22 protein-coding genes are annotated in these 22,185 nt (G+C 68.3%); 10 read left to right on the top strand and 12 right to left on the bottom strand.

Going from position 1 to position 22,185, the window contains the following annotated elements:
- Window positions 1–275: 275 nt before the first annotated feature.
- Window positions 276–1,208, bottom strand: coding sequence for a LysR substrate-binding domain-containing protein (locus tag GGR25_RS21590; RefSeq protein ID WP_183400967.1), 933 nt, complete (start codon window positions 1,206–1,208; stop codon window positions 276–278).
- Window positions 1,209–1,325: 117 nt separating this feature from the next.
- On the opposite strand from GGR25_RS21590, the gene hcaE reads away from it, so the two are divergent.
- From hcaE to hcaD, 5 genes are all read left to right on the top strand, one after another.
- Window positions 1,326–2,690 carry a 3-phenylpropionate/cinnamic acid dioxygenase subunit alpha gene (hcaE, locus tag GGR25_RS21595; protein WP_210300057.1) on the top strand — a complete coding sequence of 455 codons (1,365 nt, stop codon included), beginning with the start codon at window positions 1,326–1,328 and terminating at the stop codon, window positions 2,688–2,690.
- On the top strand, window positions 2,683–3,261 hold the full coding sequence (hcaF, locus tag GGR25_RS21600; protein WP_183400968.1) for a 3-phenylpropionate/cinnamic acid dioxygenase subunit beta: 579 nt from the start codon (window positions 2,683–2,685) through the stop codon (window positions 3,259–3,261). Before hcaE ends, hcaF begins: the two co-directional genes overlap by 8 nt.
- A 3-nt stretch (window positions 3,262–3,264) precedes the next feature.
- Complete coding sequence (hcaC, locus tag GGR25_RS21605; RefSeq protein WP_183400969.1) at window positions 3,265–3,600, top strand: 3-phenylpropionate/cinnamic acid dioxygenase ferredoxin subunit; 336 nt, start codon at window positions 3,265–3,267, stop codon at window positions 3,598–3,600.
- Window positions 3,597–4,409, top strand: a complete 813-nt coding sequence (gene hcaB, locus GGR25_RS21610) for a 3-phenylpropionate-dihydrodiol/cinnamic acid-dihydrodiol dehydrogenase (RefSeq protein ID WP_183400970.1) — start codon at window positions 3,597–3,599, stop codon at window positions 4,407–4,409. The genes hcaC and hcaB overlap by 4 nt, the downstream gene beginning before the upstream one ends.
- Before the next feature lie 79 nt (window positions 4,410–4,488).
- Entirely contained in the window at window positions 4,489–5,763 is a 1,275-nt protein-coding gene (gene hcaD, locus GGR25_RS21615; protein WP_183400971.1) for a 3-phenylpropionate/cinnamic acid dioxygenase ferredoxin--NAD(+) reductase subunit, read from the top strand.
- A gap of 466 nt (window positions 5,764–6,229) precedes the next feature.
- Here the strand turns inward: hcaD and dmpG are convergent, their stop codons facing one another.
- From dmpG to GGR25_RS21640, 5 genes are read right to left on the bottom strand one after another with little or no spacing between them, the layout of a single operon-like run.
- A complete protein-coding gene (dmpG, locus tag GGR25_RS21620; protein WP_183400972.1) occupies window positions 6,230–7,264 on the bottom strand; it encodes a 4-hydroxy-2-oxovalerate aldolase in 1,035 nt (344 codons plus the stop codon).
- Entirely contained in the window at window positions 7,264–8,211 is a 948-nt protein-coding gene (locus tag GGR25_RS21625) for an acetaldehyde dehydrogenase (acetylating) (protein WP_183400973.1), read from the bottom strand. Before GGR25_RS21625 ends, dmpG begins: the two co-directional genes overlap by 1 nt.
- Before the next feature lie 10 nt (window positions 8,212–8,221).
- On the bottom strand, window positions 8,222–9,022 hold the full coding sequence (locus GGR25_RS21630) for a 2-keto-4-pentenoate hydratase (protein ID WP_183400974.1): 801 nt from the start codon (window positions 9,020–9,022) through the stop codon (window positions 8,222–8,224).
- Between the two features lie 35 nt (window positions 9,023–9,057).
- Entirely contained in the window at window positions 9,058–9,969 is a 912-nt protein-coding gene (locus GGR25_RS21635) for an alpha/beta fold hydrolase (RefSeq protein ID WP_183400975.1), read from the bottom strand.
- 38 nt (window positions 9,970–10,007) lie between these two features.
- Window positions 10,008–10,967 (bottom strand): 3-carboxyethylcatechol 2,3-dioxygenase, encoded by a 960-nt coding sequence (locus tag GGR25_RS21640; protein ID WP_210300058.1) that lies wholly within the window; start codon window positions 10,965–10,967, stop codon window positions 10,008–10,010.
- Window positions 10,968–11,115: 148 nt separating this feature from the next.
- On the opposite strand from GGR25_RS21640, the gene GGR25_RS21645 reads away from it, so the two are divergent.
- Window positions 11,116–11,949, top strand: coding sequence for an IclR family transcriptional regulator domain-containing protein (locus GGR25_RS21645; protein ID WP_183400976.1), 834 nt, complete (start codon window positions 11,116–11,118; stop codon window positions 11,947–11,949).
- Window positions 11,950–12,002: 53 nt separating this feature from the next.
- Window positions 12,003–12,428, top strand: coding sequence for a VOC family protein (locus GGR25_RS21650; protein ID WP_183400977.1), 426 nt, complete (start codon window positions 12,003–12,005; stop codon window positions 12,426–12,428).
- 71 nt (window positions 12,429–12,499) lie between these two features.
- Here the strand turns inward: GGR25_RS21650 and GGR25_RS21655 are convergent, their stop codons facing one another.
- The gene (locus tag GGR25_RS21655) at window positions 12,500–12,880 is read right to left on the bottom strand and encodes a RidA family protein (protein WP_183400978.1); all 381 of its coding nucleotides are present in this window, start codon (window positions 12,878–12,880) and stop codon (window positions 12,500–12,502) included.
- Window positions 12,881–13,162: 282 nt separating this feature from the next.
- Here GGR25_RS21655 and GGR25_RS21660 point away from each other — a divergent pair, with 282 nt between their 5' ends.
- Window positions 13,163–14,326, top strand: coding sequence for a M20/M25/M40 family metallo-hydrolase (locus GGR25_RS21660; protein WP_183400979.1), 1,164 nt, complete (start codon window positions 13,163–13,165; stop codon window positions 14,324–14,326).
- A gap of 225 nt (window positions 14,327–14,551) precedes the next feature.
- On the opposite strand, the gene holA is transcribed toward GGR25_RS21660, so the two are convergent.
- From holA to leuS, 3 genes are read right to left on the bottom strand one after another with little or no spacing between them, the layout of a single operon-like run.
- Window positions 14,552–15,586 carry a DNA polymerase III subunit delta gene (gene holA, locus GGR25_RS21665; protein ID WP_183400980.1) on the bottom strand — a complete coding sequence of 345 codons (1,035 nt, stop codon included), beginning with the start codon at window positions 15,584–15,586 and terminating at the stop codon, window positions 14,552–14,554.
- A 19-nt stretch (window positions 15,587–15,605) separates the two neighbouring features.
- Window positions 15,606–16,238, bottom strand: coding sequence for an LPS assembly lipoprotein LptE (gene lptE, locus GGR25_RS21670; RefSeq protein WP_183400981.1), 633 nt, complete (start codon window positions 16,236–16,238; stop codon window positions 15,606–15,608).
- A complete protein-coding gene (gene leuS / locus GGR25_RS21675) occupies window positions 16,225–18,846 on the bottom strand; it encodes a leucine--tRNA ligase (RefSeq protein ID WP_183400982.1) in 2,622 nt (873 codons plus the stop codon). Before leuS ends, lptE begins: the two co-directional genes overlap by 14 nt.
- Before the next feature lie 202 nt (window positions 18,847–19,048).
- Here leuS and GGR25_RS21680 point away from each other — a divergent pair, with 202 nt between their 5' ends.
- Window positions 19,049–19,732: a YggS family pyridoxal phosphate-dependent enzyme gene (locus GGR25_RS21680; protein ID WP_183400983.1), complete on the top strand. Its 684-nt coding sequence runs from the start codon at window positions 19,049–19,051 to the stop codon at window positions 19,730–19,732.
- Here GGR25_RS21680 and GGR25_RS21685 read toward each other — a convergent pair.
- Window positions 19,724–20,299, bottom strand: coding sequence for a nucleoside 2-deoxyribosyltransferase (locus GGR25_RS21685; RefSeq protein WP_183400984.1), 576 nt, complete (start codon window positions 20,297–20,299; stop codon window positions 19,724–19,726). The two genes, GGR25_RS21680 and GGR25_RS21685, sit on opposite strands and share 9 nt — an antisense overlap.
- A 272-nt stretch (window positions 20,300–20,571) precedes the next feature.
- Between GGR25_RS21685 and GGR25_RS21690 the strand changes: the two genes are divergently transcribed.
- Window positions 20,572–21,192 (top strand): hypothetical protein, encoded by a 621-nt coding sequence (locus GGR25_RS21690; protein WP_183400985.1) that lies wholly within the window; start codon window positions 20,572–20,574, stop codon window positions 21,190–21,192.
- Window positions 21,193–21,233: 41 nt separating this feature from the next.
- Here GGR25_RS21690 and GGR25_RS21695 read toward each other — a convergent pair whose 3' ends face one another.
- Window positions 21,234–22,088, bottom strand: a complete 855-nt coding sequence (locus GGR25_RS21695) for a hypothetical protein (RefSeq protein ID WP_183400986.1) — start codon at window positions 22,086–22,088, stop codon at window positions 21,234–21,236.
- Window positions 22,089–22,185: the final 97 nt, after the last annotated feature.

Below are 22,185 nucleotides of genomic sequence, written 5' to 3' on the forward strand. Positions count from 1 at the left end.
ACGTCAGCACACCGCCTATTCGGGATATTGTATACCGGACCAATCCCCGCGCAAGACCATTCTCGCGCCAAACCAACCACAAGGACGGTGATTTCGGGGGCAACAAGCCTACGGGCGCATCAGCGCGCCGACGCCGGCCGTGCGCTCGGCCCTCCCGCAGCCTCGGCGTCGGGGCTTGAGAATACCTTGGCCGGCTCAAGGCATGGGCCATGGCGAAAAGGACCGCGGGTCGACCCGTATCGACGGCCTCGTCGCCATTCCCTTGGAGCGGCGCGCTATCGGCCCTGCCGGCCCGGCGGCTCCTCGGTCTGCGGTTCCTGGCTCGCCAGGCGAAAGGCGGCGCGGACGAAATTGCGGAAGGTGGTTGCCGCCTCCGACGGATCGGCGCGCCGCCAGGCCATGATCAGCGGCGCCGGCGCCGCCGGATCGGCCAAGGGGCGCGTCGTGACGTTGCGGAAGACCAGCTCGCTCGCATAATCGGGCAGCAGCGCGACGCCGCCGCCCATGCTGACGAGGGTCAGCAGCGTCAGCACATTGTCGGCATCCTGCCCGGAGCGCATCGCGATGCCATGGTCGGCGAGCCAGTCCTGCGTGATGCCATGCAGCACGCCGGCCTGGCGGGGATTGATGCGCACGAGGTTCTCGCCTGCAAGATCGGCGGCCGTGATCGCCGGGCGGGCGGCGAGCGCGTGATCGGCGGGGAGTACGGCGACCATGCGCTCTTCGAGGACCGCCTCGCTGGTCAGGCGCTCGTCGTGCAGGGGCGGGCGCATGAAGGCGATGTCGATCGAACCCTCCAGCAGCCCCTCCTCGAGCGCGCCGGTGGGCAGGTTGTGAAAGGTCATGGCGAGGGCGGGCATGCCGGCGCGCATCAGCGGCAGGACGCGCGGGAAGATCTTCACCTCGGCCGCCGGCACGAAGCCGACCTTCAGCGTCGCCTGTGCGGGACCGGCCGCCTGGCGCGCCAGCTGGCAGGCGCGCTGCGCCTGCGCCAGCACGAGCCGCGCCTCGTCGAGGAAGACACGGCCGGCCTCGGTGAGCGCGACGTGCCGCTTATTGCGCGAGAGCAGCGCCACGCCGACCTCGTCCTCGAGATCGCGAATCTGCTGGCTGAGCGAGGGCTGGGCCGTGTGCAGCCGCTCCGCGGCGCGCGTGAAGTTCAGCTCCTCGGCCACCGCCACGAAATAGCGCAGATGCCTCAGCTCCATCCGCCTATTTAGACGCAAAACCTCTCACTGTCCAAGTTATAAAGTATTTCCATCCGGCCGGCGCTGTGTGCAGTTTCGAGGAATTCAAGAAGAAGCAACAACGCTAGGAGGAGCGCTGTGGACGACTTGTTGCATGTCCGTTCCCTCGTCAATTCGCGCGAAGGCACCGTAAAGCCGGCGATCTACACCGATCCCGACATTTATCGGCTGGAGCTCGAGCGCATCTTCGCCCGCAGCTGGCTGTTTCTCGCCCATGAAAGCATGATCCCGAAGGCGGGAGACTTCTTCACCACTTACATGGGCGAAGATGCCGTGCTCGTCGTGCGGCAGAAGGACGGTTCGGTCGAGGCTTATCTCAACCAGTGCCGGCACCGCGGCATGCGCGTTTGCCATGCCGATGGCGGCAATACGCGCGCCTTCACCTGCCCCTATCATGGCTGGTCCTACGGGCTCGACGGCGCGCTCAATTCCGTGCCGCTCGAGAAGGAGGCCTATCGCGACCAGCTCGACAAATCGAAATGGGGTCTGACCCGCGTCACGCGGATCGCCACCTACAAGGGCCTGATCTTCGGCAATTGGGACGCCACCGCCCCGGATCTCGAAGACTATCTGGGCGATATGAAGTGGTATCTCGACGGCTTCCTCGACCGCCGGGCCGGCGGCACCGAGGTGCTCGGCGGCGTCCATAAATGGACGATCGACTGCAACTGGAAATTCGCGGCCGAGCAGTTCTGCTCCGACCAGTATCACGCGCCCTATACCCACGCCTCGGCGATCCAGGTGCTGCAGCCGACGGCGGCGAACAAGGCCGACGGCTCGCCGCTCGGCGAGGGCCAGACCGCGAAGCCGGTCTGGGCCGATGCGCTCGGCGGCGTGCAGTTCTCCGGCAACGGGCATGGCTCGGCCTTCTTCTTCACCGGAAAGCCGGACGCCAATGTCTGGGTCGGCGGACAGGTGTCGGCCTATTTCCGCGAGCATTATCCCGAGGCGGTCGCCCGTCTCGGCGAGGTGCGCGCCAAGCGGCTCGCCGGCCACAACACGATGTTCCCGACGCTCTCCTGGCTGAACGGGACGCAGACGCTGCGCGTCTGGCATCCGCGCGGGCCGGACAAGATCGAGGTCTGGGCGTTCTGCATCGGCGACAAGGAAATGCCGGACGACGTCAAGGATGCGTTGATCAAGAGCCATGCCCGTTCCTTCGGCCCGGCCGGCTTCCTGGAGCAGGACGATTCGGAGAACTGGGTCGAGGTGCAGAAGGTGCTCAAAGGGCACATGGCCCGCCGGACCGATTTCTGCATGCAGATGGGGCGCGGCTTCGAGGAGCGGCGCAGCGACGGCATTCCCGGCCTCACCAACTACACCTTCGCCGAGACGGCGGCGCGCGGCTTCTACCAGCACTGGGCCGACATGATGTCGGCCGAGAACTGGGGCGAGATCGAAGCGCTCGCCAAGGTGTCCGAGAAGGAGCTGGCCGATGTCTGATCTCGCAATCCTCGAAAAACCGGCGGTCGCGAACGAGAAGCTGGAAAAGCTCGCCGCCGAGATCGTTCGCGTGCCGCTCGAATTGCAGCGCGAGATCGAGCAGTTCCTCTATTTCGAGGCCTCGCTGCTCGACGACTGGCGCTTCCGCGACTGGCTGGAGCTGTTCGCCGAGGATGTCAGCTATGTGCTGATGACCAACACGCAGTCGCAGACCCGCGACCGCCGGCGCGGCGTGCATCCGCCGCTGACCTATATCTTCAACGAGGACAAGTACCAGCTGGAGCGGCGCGTCGCGCGGCTCGAGACCGGCATGGCCTGGGCGGAGGAGCCGCCCTCGCGCACGCGCCACCTCGTCGCCAATCTCCGCGTCCTGTCCTATGACGGCGAGGTGGTGGAGACGGCGAGCAATTATCACATCCACCGCGCCTCGAAGCAGACGGATCTCTACTCCTTCGTCGGCACGCGCCGCGACAAGCTCCGCCGCGTCGGTTCCACCTGGCAGATCTTCGAGCGCCGGATGGAACTCGATCAGTTCGTGCTCGTCGCCCCCAACATCTGCATCCTGTTCTAGAAAATGAGCCAGATTCACGTCTGTTCCATCGGCGACCTGCCGCCCGGCGAAGCCCGCCGGGTGGAGGCCGAGCCGGCCGTCGCCGTGTTCCATGTCGGCGACGCATTCTACGCCGTCGCGGACCTGTGCACTCACGCCACCGCGTCGATGTCGGAGGGCTATGTCGACGACGACGCGACGGTCGAATGTCCGGTGCATGCCGCGCGCTTTTGTCTCAAGACCGGGCGGGCGCTCTGCCTGCCCGCGACCGAGGCGCTGCGCACCTTTCCGATCGTCATCCGCGACGGCGAGGTTTATGTCGACATGAGCGCCGACGCGCTCAGCGAGGCGGCGGAATGAGCTGGCTCAAGGGCGAGGCCTGCCTCGTCACAGGTGGCGGCTCCGGCCTCGGCCGGGCGCTCGTCGAGCGCTTCCTCGCCGAGGGCGCGCATGTCGGCGTGCTCGAACGCGCGCCGGACAAGATCGACCAGCTCAACGCCGATTTCGGATCGGACGTCGTCGCGATTCAGGGCGACGTCACCGATATCGCGGCCAATGAGGCGGCTGTCGCCGCGATGGAAGCCAAGTTCGGCAAGCTCGACTGCTTCATCGGCAATGCCGCGATCTGGGACCATGGCGCGAGCCTCGTCGCCACCGACGCGCAGCAGCTGGCGCGCGGCTTCGACGAACTCTTCGCCGTCAATGTGAAGGGCTGCCTGCTGGGAGCCAAGGCCGCGGCGCCGGCGCTGATCCGCTCCGAAGGCTCGATGATCTTCACGCTGTCGAACTCGGCCTTCTATCCCGGCGGCGGCGGGCCGCTCTATACTGCCTCCAAGCACGCGATCGTCGGGTTGATCCGCGAGCTCGCCTATGAGCTGGCGCCCAAGGTTCGCGTCAACGGCGTCGGGCCGAGCGGCATGGCGAGCGATCTGCGCGGGCCGGCGGCGCTCGGCCAGCAGGACCGCCGCATCATGGATTCGCGCTCGCCCGAGGCGATCCGCGCCATCCTGCCGCTGCAGTTCTTCCCCGATCCGGCGGATTTCACCGGGCCTTTTGTGCTGCTCGCCTCGCGCGCCAACAACCGCACGCTGAGCGGCGTCATGATCAATGCCGATTGCGGGCTCGGCATCCGCGGCATCCGGCACGTCGCGGGCGGGCTCGATCTCTAAGCGATCACGCCGCACGACCGTCCCCATGCCTGTTCCCCACAAAGGCAAGCCGCAGCGAAGCGGCGATCGGAGGACACCCATGAACGCCCACCAGCATCCCGATCCGGTCGGTCATCCATCGGCCGACGACCGGCGGAGTTTCGTCATCGTCGGCGGGGGCCAGACCGGCGCGGTCGCGGCCATCGCGCTCCGCGACGAGGGCTTTGCCGGCCGGATCATCCTGGTCGGCGAGGAGCCGCACCTGCCCTATGAGCGTCCGCCGCTCTCCAAGGATGTGCTGATCCAGCCGGAACGGGCCAAGGTCACGATTCATGACGCGGGCGTCTACGCCGACCGGGCAATCGAGACGCGTCTCGGCCGCCGCGCCGCCGCGATCGATCGCGGCGCCCGGATCCTTACGCTCGATGACGGCGAGGCGATCGCCTATGACCGTCTGCTCATCGCCACCGGCGCGCGTCCCCGGCCCTATCCGCTGCTCGACGCGCTCGGCGCCGGCGTCTTCACCATGCGCACGCTCGGCGATGCCGAGGCGCTGCGCGCCGCGATCGGGCCGGGCAAAAGGCTGCTCGTGGTCGGCGGCGGCGTCATCGGGCTCGAGGTCGCGGCCAGTGCGACCGTGCTCGGCGCCTCAGTCACGGTCATCGAGCGCGGCGACCGGCTGATGGCCCGCGCCGCGCCGCAGCCGCTCGCCGATGTCCTGATGGCGCTGCACCGGGCCCGGGGCGTCACCTTTGCCTTCGGAGCCGCTCTGGCGCGCGCGGAGCGCGAGGCCGGCGGCGGATTCGTGCTGACCTGCGAGGATGGGCGCTCCTTCGAGGGCGACGTCATCGTCTATGGCATCGGCGTTGCGCTCAACACCGAGCTCGCCGCCGCGGCGGGGCTCGCCGTCGACAATGGCATCGTTACCGACGAATACGGCCGCACCTCCGATCCCGCCATCTTCGCGGCCGGCGACGTCGCGCATCAATGGCGGCCGGTGCTCGGCCGGCATGTGCGCCAGGAGACCTGGCAGAACGCACGGGTGCAGGGCGCTGCTGTCGCCGCCGCGATGGTGCGCGACGTGCCCTGCGCGGACGAGCTGCCCTGGTACTGGACCGACCAGTATGAGAGCAATTTCCAGGTTGCCGGCTCCCCCGAGGCGGCGGACTGGATCCGGCGCGGCGATGATGCAGCCGCGCGCTATACGCTGTTCGGCGTCACCGACGGGCGCATCGTCGGCGCGGTGACCGTCGACAATGGCCGCGAGATGCGGCCGGCCAAGGATCTGATCGCCTCGGGCCGCGTCATCGCCGATCTCGATGCGCTGCGCGATCCGAAGCAGGATCTGCGCAAGCTCGCCGCGGCCCTGCGCTAGAGCGGTTCATTTCTTGTCGGAATCGGGTGCAGTTGACCAACCCGCTCCGACAAAGCTCCGTCATCCCAGGCACTTGACCCCGGATGCATCCAGCCACGCCGCTGGTGGTCTAGCCTCCCAATGCTCCGGCTGGATGGATCCCGGATCAAGTCCGGGATGACGGCGGAGTGGGTTGCGCCGTCGGGGCTTCAATCAAAGGAAGAACGACTCAACGGTCGATCGGCATTCAGGTTCGAGCGAACCCTCATTCGCCCAGCCGGTGTCATTGCCGGGCTTGACCCGGCAATCCAGACTTTCTGTCCGTGTTGAAGCGCACGCTTCCGGAAGGCCCGATCATGAGCCAATTCCGGAATTCCTTTGCCGCCTCACGAAGAAGCCCCACAGCCGGATGACTGCGGGGCTTCCCTCGTCCGGGACGGGCGCGAGGCCCTCGCCTGCGGGGGGCGGGCGCCCGGAACGATCTGTGTCAGGCTGCGGATTTCCGCGCCTCGATCAGGTCGAGTGCGACGTCGATGATCATGTCCTCCTGCCCGCCGACCATGCGGCGGCGGCCGAGCTCGATCAGGATCTCGCGCGTGTCGACGTCATAGACGCGCGACGCCGCCTCGGCATGGCGCAGGAAGCTCGAATAGACGCCCGCGAAGCCGAGCGCGAGGCTCTCGCGGTCGACGCGCACGGGCCGGTCCTGCAGCGGGCGGACGAGATCGTCGGCGGCATCCATGAGCTTGTAGAGATCGCAGCCCGTGGCGACGCCCATGCGTTCGAGGACGGCAACCAGCGCCTCGATCGGCGCATTGCCGGCGCCGGCGCCCATGCCGGCGAGGGAGGCGTCGACGCGGACGGCGCCTGCCTCGATGCCGGCCACCGCATTGGCGACGCCGAGCGTCAGATTGTGATGCGTGTGGACGCCGACCTCGGTCTCCGGCTTCAGCGCCGCCCGCAGCGCGCGGACGCGCTCGGCATATTGGCCGGGCAGCAGCGCGCCGGCGGAATCCGTCACATAGACGCATTCGGCGCCGTAGCTCTCCATGAGCTTCGCCTGTTCGGCCAGCACCTCGACCGGCGCCATATGCGCCATCATCAGGAAGCCGACCGTATCCATGCCGAGCGCGCGCGCCGCCTCGATATGCTGGCGCGCAACGTCCGCTTCCGTGCAATGGGTGGCGAGGCGGACCGAGCGGGCGCCGGCCTCATAGGCGGCCTTCAGATCGTGCACCGTGCCGATGCCGGGCAGGAGCAGCGTCGTCACGACGGCGTGCGAGCACACCTCCGCGACGGCGGCGATCCACTCGGCATCGTCATGCGCGCCGAAGCCATAGTTGAACGTCGAGCCCGAGACGCCGTCACCATGCGTGATCTCGATCGCATCGACCCTGGCGGCGTCGAGCGCGGCGGCGATCCGACGCGCCTGGTCGAGGCTGTATTTGTGGCCGACGGCGTGCATGCCGTCGCGCAGCGTGACGTCCTGGACATAGATCTTGTTCGGGTCGCGGCGCGCCATCACGCGGCCTCCTTCTGGATCAGCCGGCCGGCCCACAGATCGGCGGCGGCGAGGGCGGCGGACGTCATGATGTCGAGATTGCCGGCATAGGCGGGCAGGTAGTGCGCGGCGCCCTCGACCTCGAGCAGGACGGTGGTCTTGAGGCCGGAGGCCGGCCCGATACCGGGGATGCGGACGGGGGCGTTGTCGCCGATGCGCTCGAATTGCGGGCGCTGCTTCAGGCGGTAGCCCGGCACATATTTCTGGACCGCGGCGACCATGGCGAGGATCGAGGCCTCGATCTCCTCCGGCTCGCCGCCCTGCGACAGCGTGAACACCGTGTCGCGCATGATCAGCGGCGGCTCGGCCGGGTTGAGCACGATCACCGCCTTGCCGCGCTCGGCGCCGCCGACGATCTCGATCGCCTTCGACGTGGTCTCGGTGAACTCGTCGATATTGGCGCGCGTGCCCGGCCCGGCGGATTTCGAGGCGATCGAGGCGACGATCTCGGCATAGACGAGGCGCTTCGCGGCGCGCTTGACGGCATTGACGATCGGGATTGTCGCCTGGCCGCCGCAGGTCACCATGTTGACATTGGGCGCGTCGAGCGTCGCCTCGCCATTGATGACGGGGATGGTGAAAGGCCCGACGGCGGCCGGCGTGAGGTCGATGACCTTCTTGCCGTCGGCGCGCAGCAGCGCGTCATTGTGGACATGCGCCTTGGCCGAGGTCGCGTCGAACACCACGCGGATGTCCTTGTATTCGGGCATGCGGCGGAGGCCGTCTATGCCCTCATGGCTCACCGGCACGCCGAGCCGGGCGGCGCGGGCGAGGCCATCCGAGGCCGGATCGATGCCGATCATCGCGCCCACGGCGAGATTCTTCGACGTGCGCATGACCTTGATCATCAGGTCGGAGCCGATATTGCCCGAGCCGATGATGGCGCATTTCACTCGTGTCGCGCTCATGGCGCCTCCGTCAGTTCGTGAAGCGGACGCGCACCGGTCCGAAGCCGTCGATGCGGGCCGTATAGACGCCGGGTTCCTTGACCGCGGCCATCGGTCCGAGCGCGCCGGTGAGCACGACATCGCCGGCCCTCAGCGGCGAGCCGGCCGCGACCATCGTGTCGGCGAGCCAGCGCGCGGCGTTGACCGGGCTGCCGAGGCAGGCCGCGCCCGAGCCGCGCGAGACCTCGACGCCGTCGCGCTCCAGCGTCATGGCGCAGCCGACGAGGTCGACGCTTGAAAGGGCGAGCGGTCGGCTGCCGAGCACGAAGCGCGCGCTGGAGCCGTTGTCGGCGACCGTGTCGGTCAGGCGGATGTTCCAGTCGGCGATGCGGCTGTCGACGATTTCCAGCGCAGCCACGGCGAAGGCGGTGGCGCGGAAGATGTCGGCGGCGGTGTGCCGCTCGCAGGTCAGGTCGCGGTCGAGCACGAAGGCGATCTCCGCCTCGACCTTGGGCTGGATCAGCTCGGCGAGCGGGATATCCTCGCCGTCGCCGACGGCCATTGCCGCGAAGAGCGCGCCGAAATCGGGCGAATCGACGCCGAGCTGGGCCTGCACGGCCTTGGATGTCAGCCCGATCTTGCGGCCGACGAGGCGCTCGCCGGCGGCGATGCGGCGGTGGGTCAGTTCGGCCTGCACGGCATAGGCGATGTCGGTCGCAGACCGCGCGCCCGCCAGCGCGGCGATTTCGTCGCGGATCGGCGGGCAGGGCGTGCGGCTTGCTTCCGCCGCCGCCAGGCGATCGGCCAGACGGGCGACCGGTTCGTCAGTCATGGGACATATCCTCGACGGGAGGGGCCGCGCCGCTTTCAGGCGGCGATGGGAGCTGCCTCGGGAACCGGCTCGTTCTTCAGGAAGGCGAGGTGGATCCGGTTGAACGTCTCCGGATCCTCGAATTGCGGCCAGTGGCCACAGCCCGCCATGACGGTGAACAGCGCGCCGGGGATCATCGAGGCGATGCGGCGGCCCTCGCTCACGTCCGCCGTCGGATCGTCCGAGGTCCACAGCACCAGCGTCGGCGCCTTGATGCGCGCGTAGTCGGCCGGATAGATGAGGTTGCGCTTCCGCGTCTCCATGTCCTGCAGCACCATGTTGTGCTTCATCGCCTCGGCCATGCCGGGCTGGGCATAGATCGCCTGGCGGCAGGCGACGAGGTCGTCATAGGCCTTGGACTTGTCGGCCATCAGCCACTCGACGCGCGCCCTGATGAATTCCCAGCTCGGCTCGGACGCCGCCCGCATCGACAGCGTCTTGATCCGCTCCATCACGACGGGATCGGCCTGCGACCCGCCGGCCGTGTTGAGCACCAGCCGATCGACGCGCTCGGGATGATCCGCCGCGATGCGCGAGGCGACCCAGCCGCCGAGCGACTCGCCGGAGATCGATGCCTTCTCGAAGCCGAGCGTGTCGAGCAGGCGCAGCACATGGTCGACATAGTGGCGGATCTCGCGATCCTCGGCCTTCTTGTCGGTCCAGCCATGACCGATCAGGTCGATCGCCCAGACGTCGAAATGCTCGCCATGCGAGGCGAGGTTGCGGATATAGGCCTCGGCATGGCCGCCGACGCCGTGCAGCAGAAGGAGCGGCGGGGCGCCGGTCCTGCCGGCATGCAGATAGCGCGTGCGGATGCCGCCGGCGTCGAGGAAGCCCTGCGAGAAGGAGACGCCCTGCAGGTCGCGCCAGATGCTGCGATAGGGAGCGGGGGAAGCGGTTTCGCTCATGGGTGCTGTTCCGTGGTGATGGATCGGAGGGACCGGCCTCAGGCGGCCTGCCTGGCGGCGGCGCGGGGCGTCGCGGTGGTCAGCGCGATGCCGGTGATCCACTCCTGGATCGGCTCGTAGAAGCCGATCTCGGCCTCGTAGCCGCCGGCCGCGGAGAGCGCCGCGAGGGCCGCGACCCAGGTGCGGACCTCATGCGCGCCGCGCCCGGCGAGGCGGGTCACCTCATTATCGTCCCAGGCATCGCCGACCGTGAGGTCGCCGCGCACGAGATGGTCGAGGAAGTCGCGGTCCCATTCGGGATTGAGCGGCCGCAGTTTCGAGGTACCGGCGACATAGTCGTGCCCGGCGCCATAGACGCGGGTCTGGCGGGCGAGGCGGGCGGCGTGGCTCGCGGCGCGGCCGTCGATCAGCTTCGCCCGCGCCTCGGGGGTGGCGCCGGTGAGCGCAGGGATCGGCGGATCATGCGACAGGCCGCCGGAGGCGAGCACGGCCACATTGACGTCGATCGCCTGCGCCCAGCGCCCCACCGCCTCACCGAAGGCGCGAACACGGGCGAAGGTTGGCCGCGGCGGGGCGGCGCAATTGATGAAGACGGGGATGATGCGGGTGAGCGGATGGATCGCCGACAGCAGTTCCACCGGCTGCGTCGCGCCGTGGTCGACCTGCATGCGATAGGAGATCGCGGCGTCGATGCCGTCCCGCGTGACGCTCGCGGCGAGCGACGCGGCGAGGTCCTCCGGCACGTCGAGCGCGCCCGGCACCGACCCGAAATCCCCGATCGAACTCGCGACCGCGCCGATGCAGAAGCTCGGCATCAGATCGTAGAAGAAACCGTTGAAATGATCCGGGAAGAAGACGATGACGACGTCCGGTCCCCAGTCGGCGACCTGTCGTGCCGCCTTGGCGATCGCTGCCTCGAAGCGCTTCTCCACCGGCGCCGGCGCCCGGTTCTTGTCCATCAGGGGCGAATGACTGATACAGACCGCGCCGCTCAGCATGGCATCCTCCGCATGTTCTCGCCGCGATGCGATCGATGGCGCCGCGGCTCTGCTCGTTTCTTGGCCGGCACGCTAGGCCTCGCCGCTGGCGCGGTTCAAGCAAGGCGTGCTATCTGTGCACTTGGTGAACACCGAGCGGGATAAGGCCATGGAGGGCACCTACAAGCCGGTGCGCGCGCTGGAGCGGGGCATCGTTCTCCTCGCCGAGCTCGGCCGGCGCGGACGGGCGGCCCCTTCGGAACTGGCGCGGGCCTGCGGCATCGACCGCACCACGACCTATCGCCTGCTGGCGACGCTGGCGCGGCAGGATCTCGTGCTGCGCAGCCCGTCGGACGAGAGCTGGAGCCTCGCGCCCGGCGTGCGGCGGCTCAGCGAAGGCTTGAGCGACCATGACGAGATCAGCAATGTCGTGGCGCAGGAGATGGTGCGGCTGCTGCCGCTGGTGCGCTGGCCGAGCGATTTCGGCACCTTCGAAGGCGGCGGCGTCCTCATCCGCGAATCCACGCATCGCTACAGCCCGTTCTCGATCCACCGCGCCATGGTCGGCCGCTACCGTCCGCTGACGCGCTCGGCCATGGGGCGGGCGATCCTGGCCGCCGCCGGCGCGGAAGAGCGCGAGACCATGCTGGAGATCGCGGCGCGCTCGGACGCCGTCGACGCGGCCGATGCCGCCGACCGGCGCCTGGTCGCGCGGCTTGTCGCCGAGACGCAGGCGCGCGGCTATGGTGCCTCGATCGGCGGCTCCGAGGCTGCGATCAGCGCCATCGCCCTGCCGGTGCACGCGCCGAGCCGGGCGACCGGGCAGCGCCGCGTCATGGGCGCCGTCAACATCATCTTCTTCCGCTCGGCCATGACGATCGAGGAGGCCGCCGCGCGCCATTTGGAGTCGCTGCGGGCCTGCGTCGAGACGATCGAGCGGCGCTTCACCGAAGCCGCCGAGCCCGCTCTGGCTTCCAGCGGCACCGATGACGGCGCCGCGTGAGCGAGAACCCTTTTCCCGCCGGCGCGCGCCGGCTCCACATGAGAGAACGCCCGATGGCCAGCCTCACGCCCTTCCATATCGCCTTCCCCGTGGACGACCTCGCCGCGGCGCGCGCCTTCTATGGCGATCTGCTCGGCTGCCCGGAGGGCCGCAGTTCCGACAGCTGGATCGATTTCGACCTCTATGGCCATCAGATCGTCGCGCATTGGAAGCCGAAGGCACCGGGTGACGCGCCGCATCACAATCCCGTCGACGGCCATGACGTGCCGGTGCCGCATTTCGGCGTGGTGCTGGCGATGGAGGATTGGGAGGCGCTCGCCGAACGGCTGAAGGCCGCTGGCATCGCCTTCGTGATCGAGCCCTATGTGCGCTTCAAGGGCCAGGTCGGCGAGCAGGCGACGATGTTCTTCCTCGATCCGGCGGGCAATGCGCTCGAATTCAAGGCCTTCGCGGATATTGGCCAGCTCTTCGCCAAATAGCGTCCCGTGGGCTGAACCGGGGTGTGCGAAGGCCGGGCGATCGGCCCGGCCTTCGATCGTGGCAAGCGAGATCAGCGCGTCTCGGGGATCGCGGCGATGCAGTCGATCTCGACCTGGATGCCGATCAGCTGGGCGCCCACGGTCGTGCGGGCCGGGGCGCGGCCCTTGAAGAAGGTCTTGTAGATCTCGTTGTACTCGCCAAAGCGGGTGACGTCGGCGAGATAGGCATTGACCTTCACGGCGCGGGAGAGGTCCGTGCCGACGCCCTTGAGGATGGTCTCGAGATTGGTCAGCGTCTGGCGCACCTGCCCGGCGAAATCGTCGGGCATCCGGCCTGTCGCCGGATCGACCGGACCCTGGCCGGAGACGAAGGCGAAGCCGTTCGCCACCACCACATGGGAATAATGGCCGCCATGCGGGGCGGCGCCTTCGATATCGATCGCGTCGGGCATATTACCTCTCAAGGAGCCACGGGAGCGTGGCCGTCTTCGGAACCTGATGGCGTGCGACGCGGTCTCCTAGCCGAAGACCGCGAACGCGCGACCTCCCATAGCAGCTTGCGGCGTTCCTGTTGACCGGCTGCTGCATGGGCGGCCGCACTTGGGGCGCGCGGCGGGCAGGACGAAACGGCACTCGACGGGCCGGCGCCGCGTCGTTACGACAGGGCCGCCGGCCATCGCTTCAGCCAGCCCCTCCCGGCCGGACCACCGACGAACCCCGACGGACCTAAAGACGTGATCGAACTCGAATCGGCGGCCGAACTCCTCTCGGCCATGGTCGCGATTCCCTCCATCAATCCGAGCTTTCATCGCGACGGCCTGCCGCCTGCATGGTTCGGCGAGGCGCGCATGGCGCGGTTCGTCGCCGACTGGCTCGCGGCGGAAGGCTTCGCCGTTTCCCTCGACCTGGTGGAAGAAGGCCGGCCCAATGTCGTAGCCGAGCTGCCCGGCGCCCCCGGTGCTCCGACGCTGCTCTGGGAGGGTCATCTCGACACGGTTCAGGTCGATGGCATGGAGGCGCCCTTCACGCCGCGCCGCGAGGGAAACCTGCTTTTCGGACGCGGTGCCGTCGACGACAAGGGCTGTCTCGCCACCTTCATGCTGGCGTTGCGGGAACTCAAGCGCCGTGGCCACACGGCGTCAGCCGTGACCTTTCTCGCTGCGATCGACGAGGAGGTCACGTTCAAGGGCGTCACGCATCACCTGAAGACCCATGGCCCCTATGATGGCGGCGTCGCCGGCGAGCCGACTGGCCTCGATCTCTATTGCGCCTGCAAGGGCGCCGTGCGCTGGCATATCGACGTGCTCGGCCGCGCCGCCCATGCCTCGCGCCCGCATGAGGGACGGAACGCGATCACCGCCACGGGCCCGCTGCTCGACTTCCTGGCCGACTACATGGCGCGGACGCAGTCGCGGCACAGCCATCCCCTGCTCGATCCGCGCACGCTGACCTGCACGATGATCGCCGGCGGCGACGGACCGAACAGCATTCCCTCGAAGGTGCGGCTCACCTTCGACTGCCGCCCCCTGCCGGATCAGACGGGATCGGAGATCTGGGAGGAGATCGCGGCGGCGGTCGCCGGCTTCGCGCCGCCCGAGGGCATCCGCTACGTCATGCACCGGCCCTTCATCGATGCCGCCTCCATGGATGTGCCGACGGGGGCGGGCATCGTGACCGCGCTCAGCGCGGCGGCGCGGGCCGAAGGCGGCACGGCGCGGATCCTCGGCGCATCCTTCGGCTCCGACGCCAGCTCGATGACCCGGGCCGGCACGCCGACGGTGATCTTTGGGCCGGGCGATATCAAGGCCGCGCACGCCATCGACGAACACGTCGACCTCGCCGCGATCGTCGCCGCAGCGAACGCCCTGGTGCGCCTCGCGGAGACGTTTCGGGTGTGAGGTGAGAGGGGGCTCTCGCTCCCTTTCTTCACCTCCCCCTAAGGGGGAGGTCGACGGCCGCAGGCCGGCGGGAGAGGGTTTAGGGAACTCTCCGGAGAAGCCGTAAACCCTCACCCGGCGCTACGCGCCGACCTCTCCCTCAGGGAGAGGTGAAGAACAGGGCGCTGTACGGCTCTCGGCTCCGTCCTGGCACTCAATCCTCGACGCCCGTCTACCCACCCGCCCTCAGGCCGCCGGACGCCGTGCCTGGCGGGCCATGACGGCGATGGAGAGCAGGGCCTGGCCGATGATCTCCTCGCCGATCGCCGCCTTCAGCCGGCTGTCGAGGATGGCGCGGTCGAGCCGGTCCAGCGCCGCGAGCAGCCGCTCCGAAGACCAGAGCCGCACCGCCTGCTCGAGCTTCGCCTTGCGCTGGAAGAACACGCCGCCGGCCATGTCGATCGCGGCCTGCTGCGGCGCGCCGGCCTCGATGGCGGAGCGGATCTTGTGCAGCGTCTGGAAGTGCCTGAGCGCCGACGAGGCGACGACGAAGGCCGGTGTTCCGGAGGCGAGGATGCGGCGGAAATGGCGGTCGAAGGTCTCGGCATCGCCCATCGCGGCGGCATCCACCGCCTCGTCGGCCGCGAAGCCGCCGCCATCGCCGATCACGGCGCGGATGTCGGCGACGTCGATCTCGGTCCGGCCGCGCGCATAGAGCGCCAGCTTGACGAGTTCGGAGCGGCTCGCGAGGCGGTCAGCGCCGAGCTGCAGCTTCAGCAGCGTCCGCGCCTCGGGCGTGAGGCGGAAGGCGGAGAGCTCGCTTTCGATGAGGCGATCGAGCGCGGCGCCCTCATCGGCATAGCAGGCGATCGCCGCCGCACCGAGTGCGGCCTCGCACAGCTTCCTCAGCCCGACGCCCTTGCGGATTTCGCCCGCCTCGAGCACGACCCAGCTGTCGCGCGGCGGCGCAGCCAGCACCGCCGTCACCGCGTTCAGGATCGGCCGGTTGCCGGAGACGCGCACGCGGATGACGCGCGAACCGCCGAAGAGCGGGATGGTGTTCGCCTCGTCGGCGAGCCTGCCGGGGTCCGAAGCGATCTCGGCGGCTTCGAGCCGCACCAGACCGAACGCGTCGTCGGCGCCGCCAAGCACGGTCTTGCAGAAATTGGCGGCCCGCTCCGAGATGAGACCGCTATCCGTGCCGTGCAGCAGCACGACCCGGACGGCCGGGTCGGGGCGCGCCAGGACGCGATCGGCATCCTGCGGCCGTATCGCGACCATCTGCTCTTCTCCCGTTCGCCTACATCGAATTGGAGATGATCGACGGCGTTCCGCCGGCCGGCAGGTTCGGGCCCTTGACGGTGCCCAACTGCGCCGGAGGCATGTCCTTGGCGATGGCGAGCGCGATGCGGAGGCGAATCTCGTCGGCGACGGATTCCGCGGCGCGGTTCTCGGCGTCGATCCGCGCCCGCACATTCGCGAAGTTCTGGTTCGAGCGGTTATAGGTCGCAAGGCCCGTCGAGACCGATCGACCGAGCAGGCGATCGTCGGCGATGGTCCGAAGCTCGTATTTCACCTGGACGCTGACCTGATAGGCCGGCGCCGTCTCGTCCTTCGCGAATCCGAGCCGCTCTTCCGAGTTCGCAACGTCGATGTTGAGCACGTAGCGCGGCGGCGGCGTCGCCTTGCCGCCGCTGAACGCGAAGAGCAGGTTGTTGCGCACTTCCTGCCCGACGCGCGTGGTTGCTGCGCTTACGGTGATGGCGGACAGGTCGACATTCGACTTCAGGCCGTCCTTGGTCGCCGTCTCGACCGGCATATAGACGGGATGGACGGTGCAGCCCGCCAGGAGCGCGACCGCTCCCAGCGCCGCGAGGGCTCCGCGGCGCGTGGCGCGCCCCGTCGTACCGGAACGGCGATCAGACGACGACATTCACGATCCTCTTCGGCACGATGACGATCTTGCGCGGCGAACGGCCCTCGAGCGCACGGGCAACGCCGTCGAGCGCGAGCACCGCCTTCTCAATATCAGCATCCGAGGCCGTTGCCGAGATGGTGAGTTCGTCCCGCTTCTTGCCGTTGATCTGGACGGGCAGCGTCATCTCGTCCTCGACCAGCAGCGCGGCATCTGCGACCGGCCAGGGCGCTTCCGCGACGAGGCCTTCGCCGCCGAGCACGGTCCAGCATTCCTCGGCGAGATGCGGGATCATCGGCGCGATGACGCCGACCAGCATCCGGGCGCCTTCGAGCAGCGCCGCCGCCTCGTCGGCCGGCAGAGCGCCCGCCCGCGCACGAGCTGCGTTCACCGCGTCGGCATAGCCGTTCACATAGGCATGCACCCGCGCGACGGCGACGTTGAAGCGCAGGCGATCGAAATCCTCCGCCACATGGGCGACGAGGCGGTGCGCCGCGCGGCGGATCGCCGTCGCCTCGGGCCCGAAGGTGGTAGGGGCGACCGGCGTAGGGCCGGCGAGGTCGACGGCCTCGTTGACGAGACGCCAGATGCGCTGGGCAAAGCGCCAGGCGCCCTCGATGCCGGCCTCGGTCCATTCGCTGTCGCGCTCCGGCGGCGTGTCGGAAAGCATGAACCAGCGCGCGCAATCGACGCCGTAGCTGTCGGCCACCACTTCCGGCGGCACGACATTCTTCTTCGACTTCGACATCTTCTCGGGCGGGCCGACCGTCACCGGCTCCTCGGTGCCCTTGCGGACAGCCGTCCCGTCGGAGCGCTTTTCGACCTCTTCCGGGAACAGCCACTTGCCGGCTGCGTCCTTGTAGGTCTCGTGGACGATCATGCCCTGGGTAAAGAGACCGGCGAAGGGCTCGGCGACCGAGATGCGTCCGCAGGCCGTCAGCGCGCGGGTAAAGAAGCGCGAATAGAGCAGGTGCAGGATCGCGTGCTCGATGCCGCCGATATATTGATCGACCGGCAGCCAGTGATCGACCGCCTCTTTCGCCAATGGCGACATGTGGGCGGAACTGGCGAAGCGCGCGAAATACCAGGACGAGTCGACGAAGGTGTCCATCGTGTCCGTCTCGCGCACCGCCGCCGTGCCGCATTTCGGACAGGCGACGTGCTTCCACGTCGGATGGCGGTCGAGCGGGTTGCCCGGCCGGTCGAATGTCACGTCCTCCGGCAGGCGAACCGGCAGGTCCTCCTTCGGCACCGGAACCGGGCCGCAGCTCGGGCAATGGATGACCGGGATGGGGCAGCCCCAATAGCGCTGGCGCGAGATGCCCCAGTCGCGCAGGCGGAAATTCACCTGGCGCTTGCCCTGCGGCGCGTTGCCAAGCGACTGATTCTCCAGCCGTTTCGCAACCGCGTCCTTGGCATCGGGAATGGACAGCCCGTCCATGAAGGCGGAATTGAACAGCGTGCCGTCGCCGTCATAGGCGATGTCGCCGACGCCGAACGATGCCGGATCCTCGCCTTCCGGCAGCACGACGGGCTTGACCGGCAGGCCGTATTTCCGGGCAAAGTCGAGGTCGCGCTGGTCATGTGCCGGGCAGCCGAAGATCGCGCCCGTGCCATAGTCCATCAGGATGAAATTGGCGACATAGACCGGCAGGAACCAGCCGGGCACCAGCGGGTGCTCGGCCTTCACGCCGGTGTCGAAGCCGAGCTTCTCCTGCGTCTCGATCGCCTCGGCCGAGGTTCCGCCGCGCCGACATTCGGCAATGAATTCAGCGAGTTCGGCATTCTCCTCGGCGAGCTTCTCGGCGAGGGGATGGTTGGCGGCGATGGCGAGGAACGAGGCGCCGTAGAGCGTATCGGGCCGCGTCGTGTAGATCTCGATCTCGCTGGTGCCGAGCGGCGTGGTCGACGCGTCGAGCTGGAAGCGCAGCGACAGGCCCTCGGACCGGCCGATCCAGTTGCGCTGCATCAGGCGGACCTTGTCCGGCCAGCGGTCGAGCGTATCCAGCGCCGAGAGAAGCTCCTCGGCGAAGGCGGTGATCCGGAAGAACCACTGCGAGAGCTTGCGCCGCTCCACCAGGGCGCCGGAACGCCAGCCGCGCCCGTCGATTACCTGCTCATTGGCGAGCACGGTATTGTCGACCGGGTCCCAGTTGACCTCGCTCTCCTTGCGATAGACGAGGCCCTTGTCGAAGAAATCGACGAAGATCTTCTGCTGTTCGGCATAATAGGCCGGATCGCATGTCGCGATCTCGCGGCTCCAGTCGAGCGAGAGGCCGAGCAGCTTCAGCTGCGCCTTCATCGTCTCAATGTTCTCGTAGGTCCAGACCTTGGGATGGCTGTTGCGCTCGATGGCGGCATTCTCGGCCGGCAGGCCGAAGGCGTCCCAGCCCATGGGATGCAGGACGTTGAACCCCTTCATGCGCTTGAAGCGCGCGACCACGTCGCCCATGACATAGTTGCGGCCATGGCCGATATGGATGCGCCCCGAGGGATAGGGGAACATCTCCAGCACATAGTATTTCGGCCGCGGATCGTCGTTCTTCGTCTCGAAGATGCCGCGCTCGGCCCAGACGCGCTGCCAGCGCGGTTCGGCGTCGCGGGGATTGTAGCGTTCTTGCGTCATGATCCGTCGTCGAATTGGTAAGGCCGCGGCCGGGCGCGCCGCTGGAAGGATTGCGCCTTGCGGCAGGTTGCGACCTTCACCAGAAAGCTGCCGCCCGGTCAACCGCCATGGCGGCCGAATGGCGGATCGGTTGAGCCGCGGCGCCGGGCGTGGTAGGGCCGGCCGACCCTTTCGATCCGCCGTCCCTCACATCCGGCAGGCCATGTCCGACAGTCTCGAAGCCCGCCTCTCAGCCGTTCGCGGCCATATCGCCGCCGCCGAAGCCGCCGCGCATCGGCCCAAGGGATCGGCCCGCCTCATCGCCGTGTCGAAGACGTTTCCCGCCGAGGCGATGGAGCCGGCGATCGCGGCCGGGCAGCGCCTCTTCGGCGAGAACCGCGTCCAGGAGGCGCAGGCGAAATGGCCGGCGCTCGTCGCGGCGCATCCCGATATCGAGCTGCACCTGATCGGTCCGCTGCAATCGAACAAGGCGCGCGAGGCCGTCGCTCTGTTCGATGCCATCCACACTGTCGACCGCGACAAGATCGCCGGCGCCCTCGCCGAAGAGATCACGCGCCAGGACAAACGGCCGAAGCTGTTCGTGCAGGTCAATACGGGGCTGGAGCCGCAAAAGGCCGGCATCGCGCCGCGCGAGGCCGCGGCGTTCGTGGAGCGCTGCCGCACCGAGCATGGCCTCGCCATTGGCGGGCTGATGTGCATCCCGCCGGCGGCCGAGGCGCCTGGCCCTCATTTCGCGCTGCTAGCCAAGCTGGCGGGCGAGATCGGCCTTGCCGAGCTTTCCATGGGCATGAGCGGCGACTATGAGACGGCGGTGGCCTTCGGCGCGACCTATGTCCGTGTCGGCGGCGCCATTTTCGGCTCGCGCGCCTATCCGCCCTCAGCGTAAGCCGGCGCGCTCCGCCAGCAGCTCCAGACAGTGCTCGAAGGCCGTCGTGTCGGTATAGAGGCGATCCGGCGCGGCATCGTGCACGATGAGCGCGCCGCCGCGGCGCTCGATGCCGCCCTGCATCATCAGATTATCGGCCATGTCGACATCCTCGATCATCAGGCCATCGGCGCCGCGCAGCCGTCCGTCGCTGCCGTGGTGGACGTCGCCGCCATAATGGGCGACCGCGCGCTCGCGCATCGGCGCCGCGACGTTGGTGTAGCCATAGGCGAGCTTGCCGCGCGCGCACATATAGCCGAGCTCGAAGCAGGTGCCGGTGTCGGCGGAAAGCCCGTGATAGGGCGTCAGATTGGCGATGATGGCATCGGCATTGTCCATCATGCTTTCGTCGACCGCGCTGATCGCATGCCCGAGTTGGCGCTTGGTCGGCTGCGGTGGGATCGCCAGATCGCCGGGCGCCAGCGGGATGAGACCGGCGGCACGCGTCAGCGCGATCTTGCGGTCGAGCTGCTCGCGGGCATTGGCCAGGAAGACCTCCGGACCGGCGAGATAGACTTTGAGACTCATGATGGTGCCACAGGCTGGGGAGCGATCGCGCCGGAATGGTGCGCCGCAGCATTGTTGCGCGATCTCATCGGGCATCGCAAGCAATCGGCAGAGCTTCACGGCGCCGCGCCGGCCATATTCCGGGTCTCGGATATTCCGGGTCTTGGGATGGGGATAACCGGGTCATCCCAGTCGCGGCGTTCGCGCGCATCCGGCTTGCCAACCTTGTGCCGCGCCGCGTGCAACCGCTAGGATGAATCGACAGCAAACCCGTGTTCTGGGGAGAGGAACGCATGGCCAACAATGCTTCGGAGACGACGAGCGGCGAATATACTTACGAGGAGCGGGAGGCCGTCGGCATCTTCAGCGACGAGGCTTCGCTCAATGCCGCGGTCGATGCCCTGATGCAGGCGGGCCTGCGGCAGGAAGACATGAGCGTGCTCGGACATAGCGAGCGGCTCGCCGGCATGTCCGTGCAGCAACTGGAAGATCGCGCCGATGCGCCGCGCGCCGCCTATTCGGCGCCGGATGCGCGCGTCGAAGGGCTCGCGGCCCTGACCGGCGGTCCTGCGCTCGTGGTCGGCCTCGGTGCCGCAGCGGTGCTGGGCTCGGCCGGCGCCGCGCTGATCCCGACCATCGCGATCACCGCCGGCAGCGCCGCCGGGTCGGGCGCCGTCGGACTTCTGCTCGCCCGTCTCTTCGGGCGCAAGCATGGCCGCTCGGTCGAGGAACAGATCGCCGCCGGGGGGCTGCTGCTCTGGGTTCATGCAGCCGATTCCGCCGACGACGAGAAGATCCTCGGCATCCTCAAGAGCAACGGCGCCAAGGATGTGCATGTCCATGTCCTCACGAAGAACTGGGGCGTCGACGAGGTGCCGCTGCACGACTTCAACCCCGATCCGCTGCTCAAGTAGCGCCGCTCGCGCCCGGCGGCTTCGGCCGCCGGGTCCGCCGCCTAGGAGGCCGCCCGGCTTTCGCGCATGGTCAGCAGCGCGCCGATGAAAAAGCCGAGCGCGCCGAGCAGAAGATTGATGTTCGAGACCGCCGGAATCCATGACGGCTCGGGTCCCGCGGGGACGAAGGCGAGGATCGCCGCGATCATGAAGGCGATGCAGCCGAGAAGATTCACGAAGACGATCTGCCAGGCGAGATCCTTCGGCTTCCAGCTCCAATAGCGATGGCTCGTCTCAATGAAGGCGAGATAGCCGGAAATGAGGAAGAGCGCTGAGCCGATCATGTCCGGCGTCCAGATGAACAGGTCCTGCGCGGTCGCGGAGGGCGGGGCCAGGATCGCGTCGAACGTATTGAAATTGAACGCGACCGTGCCGAGGAACTGCGTGAAGGTGCTGAGCCAGCCGGCGCTCGTCGGATGCCAGCCGATCAGCGCGACGCGGCGCTCTTGTCCAGCCGGCGGATCGACCATGAACTCGCTCGCGTTGGCCGCCTGGAAGTGCTGCAGGTAGCCGGCGATGGTGAACGGGATCGAGCCGGCGAAGAAGACCATATTGGTCCATAGCGCCGGCCATGCCCCGGCCGAGGCCGGGACGAGGCTCAACACGCTGCCCAGCATGAACAGGAATGCGCCGACGGCAAAGATCGCGCCGACGCTCCAATTATAGGCGGCGCTTTGCCAGAACGGCCGTCCGGCCGGATCGAGCGCCCGGTGGCGGAGGTCGAGCCCCTTGCGATGCTGGCGTGCGAGCCAGACGATGCGTTGGCCGGCTCGCGTGAAGCTGAGGCGCGTCGCGAAGGGTCCTGGCCCTTCGATCGCGATATGGAGGCCGCTCGGATGCAGGAAATGGCGCTTCATAAGATGGGCATCGGGCGGGACGGGATGGCATGAGCCGGCGGCCCTGCGGCGCGCCGGCACCATGGCGGCGGAAGGACGGTCCGGATGGTGGACCTTG

The sequence above is a fragment of the Kaistia hirudinis genome (assembly GCF_014196455.1).
Lineage (GTDB): Bacteria > Pseudomonadota > Alphaproteobacteria > Rhizobiales > Kaistiaceae > Kaistia > Kaistia hirudinis.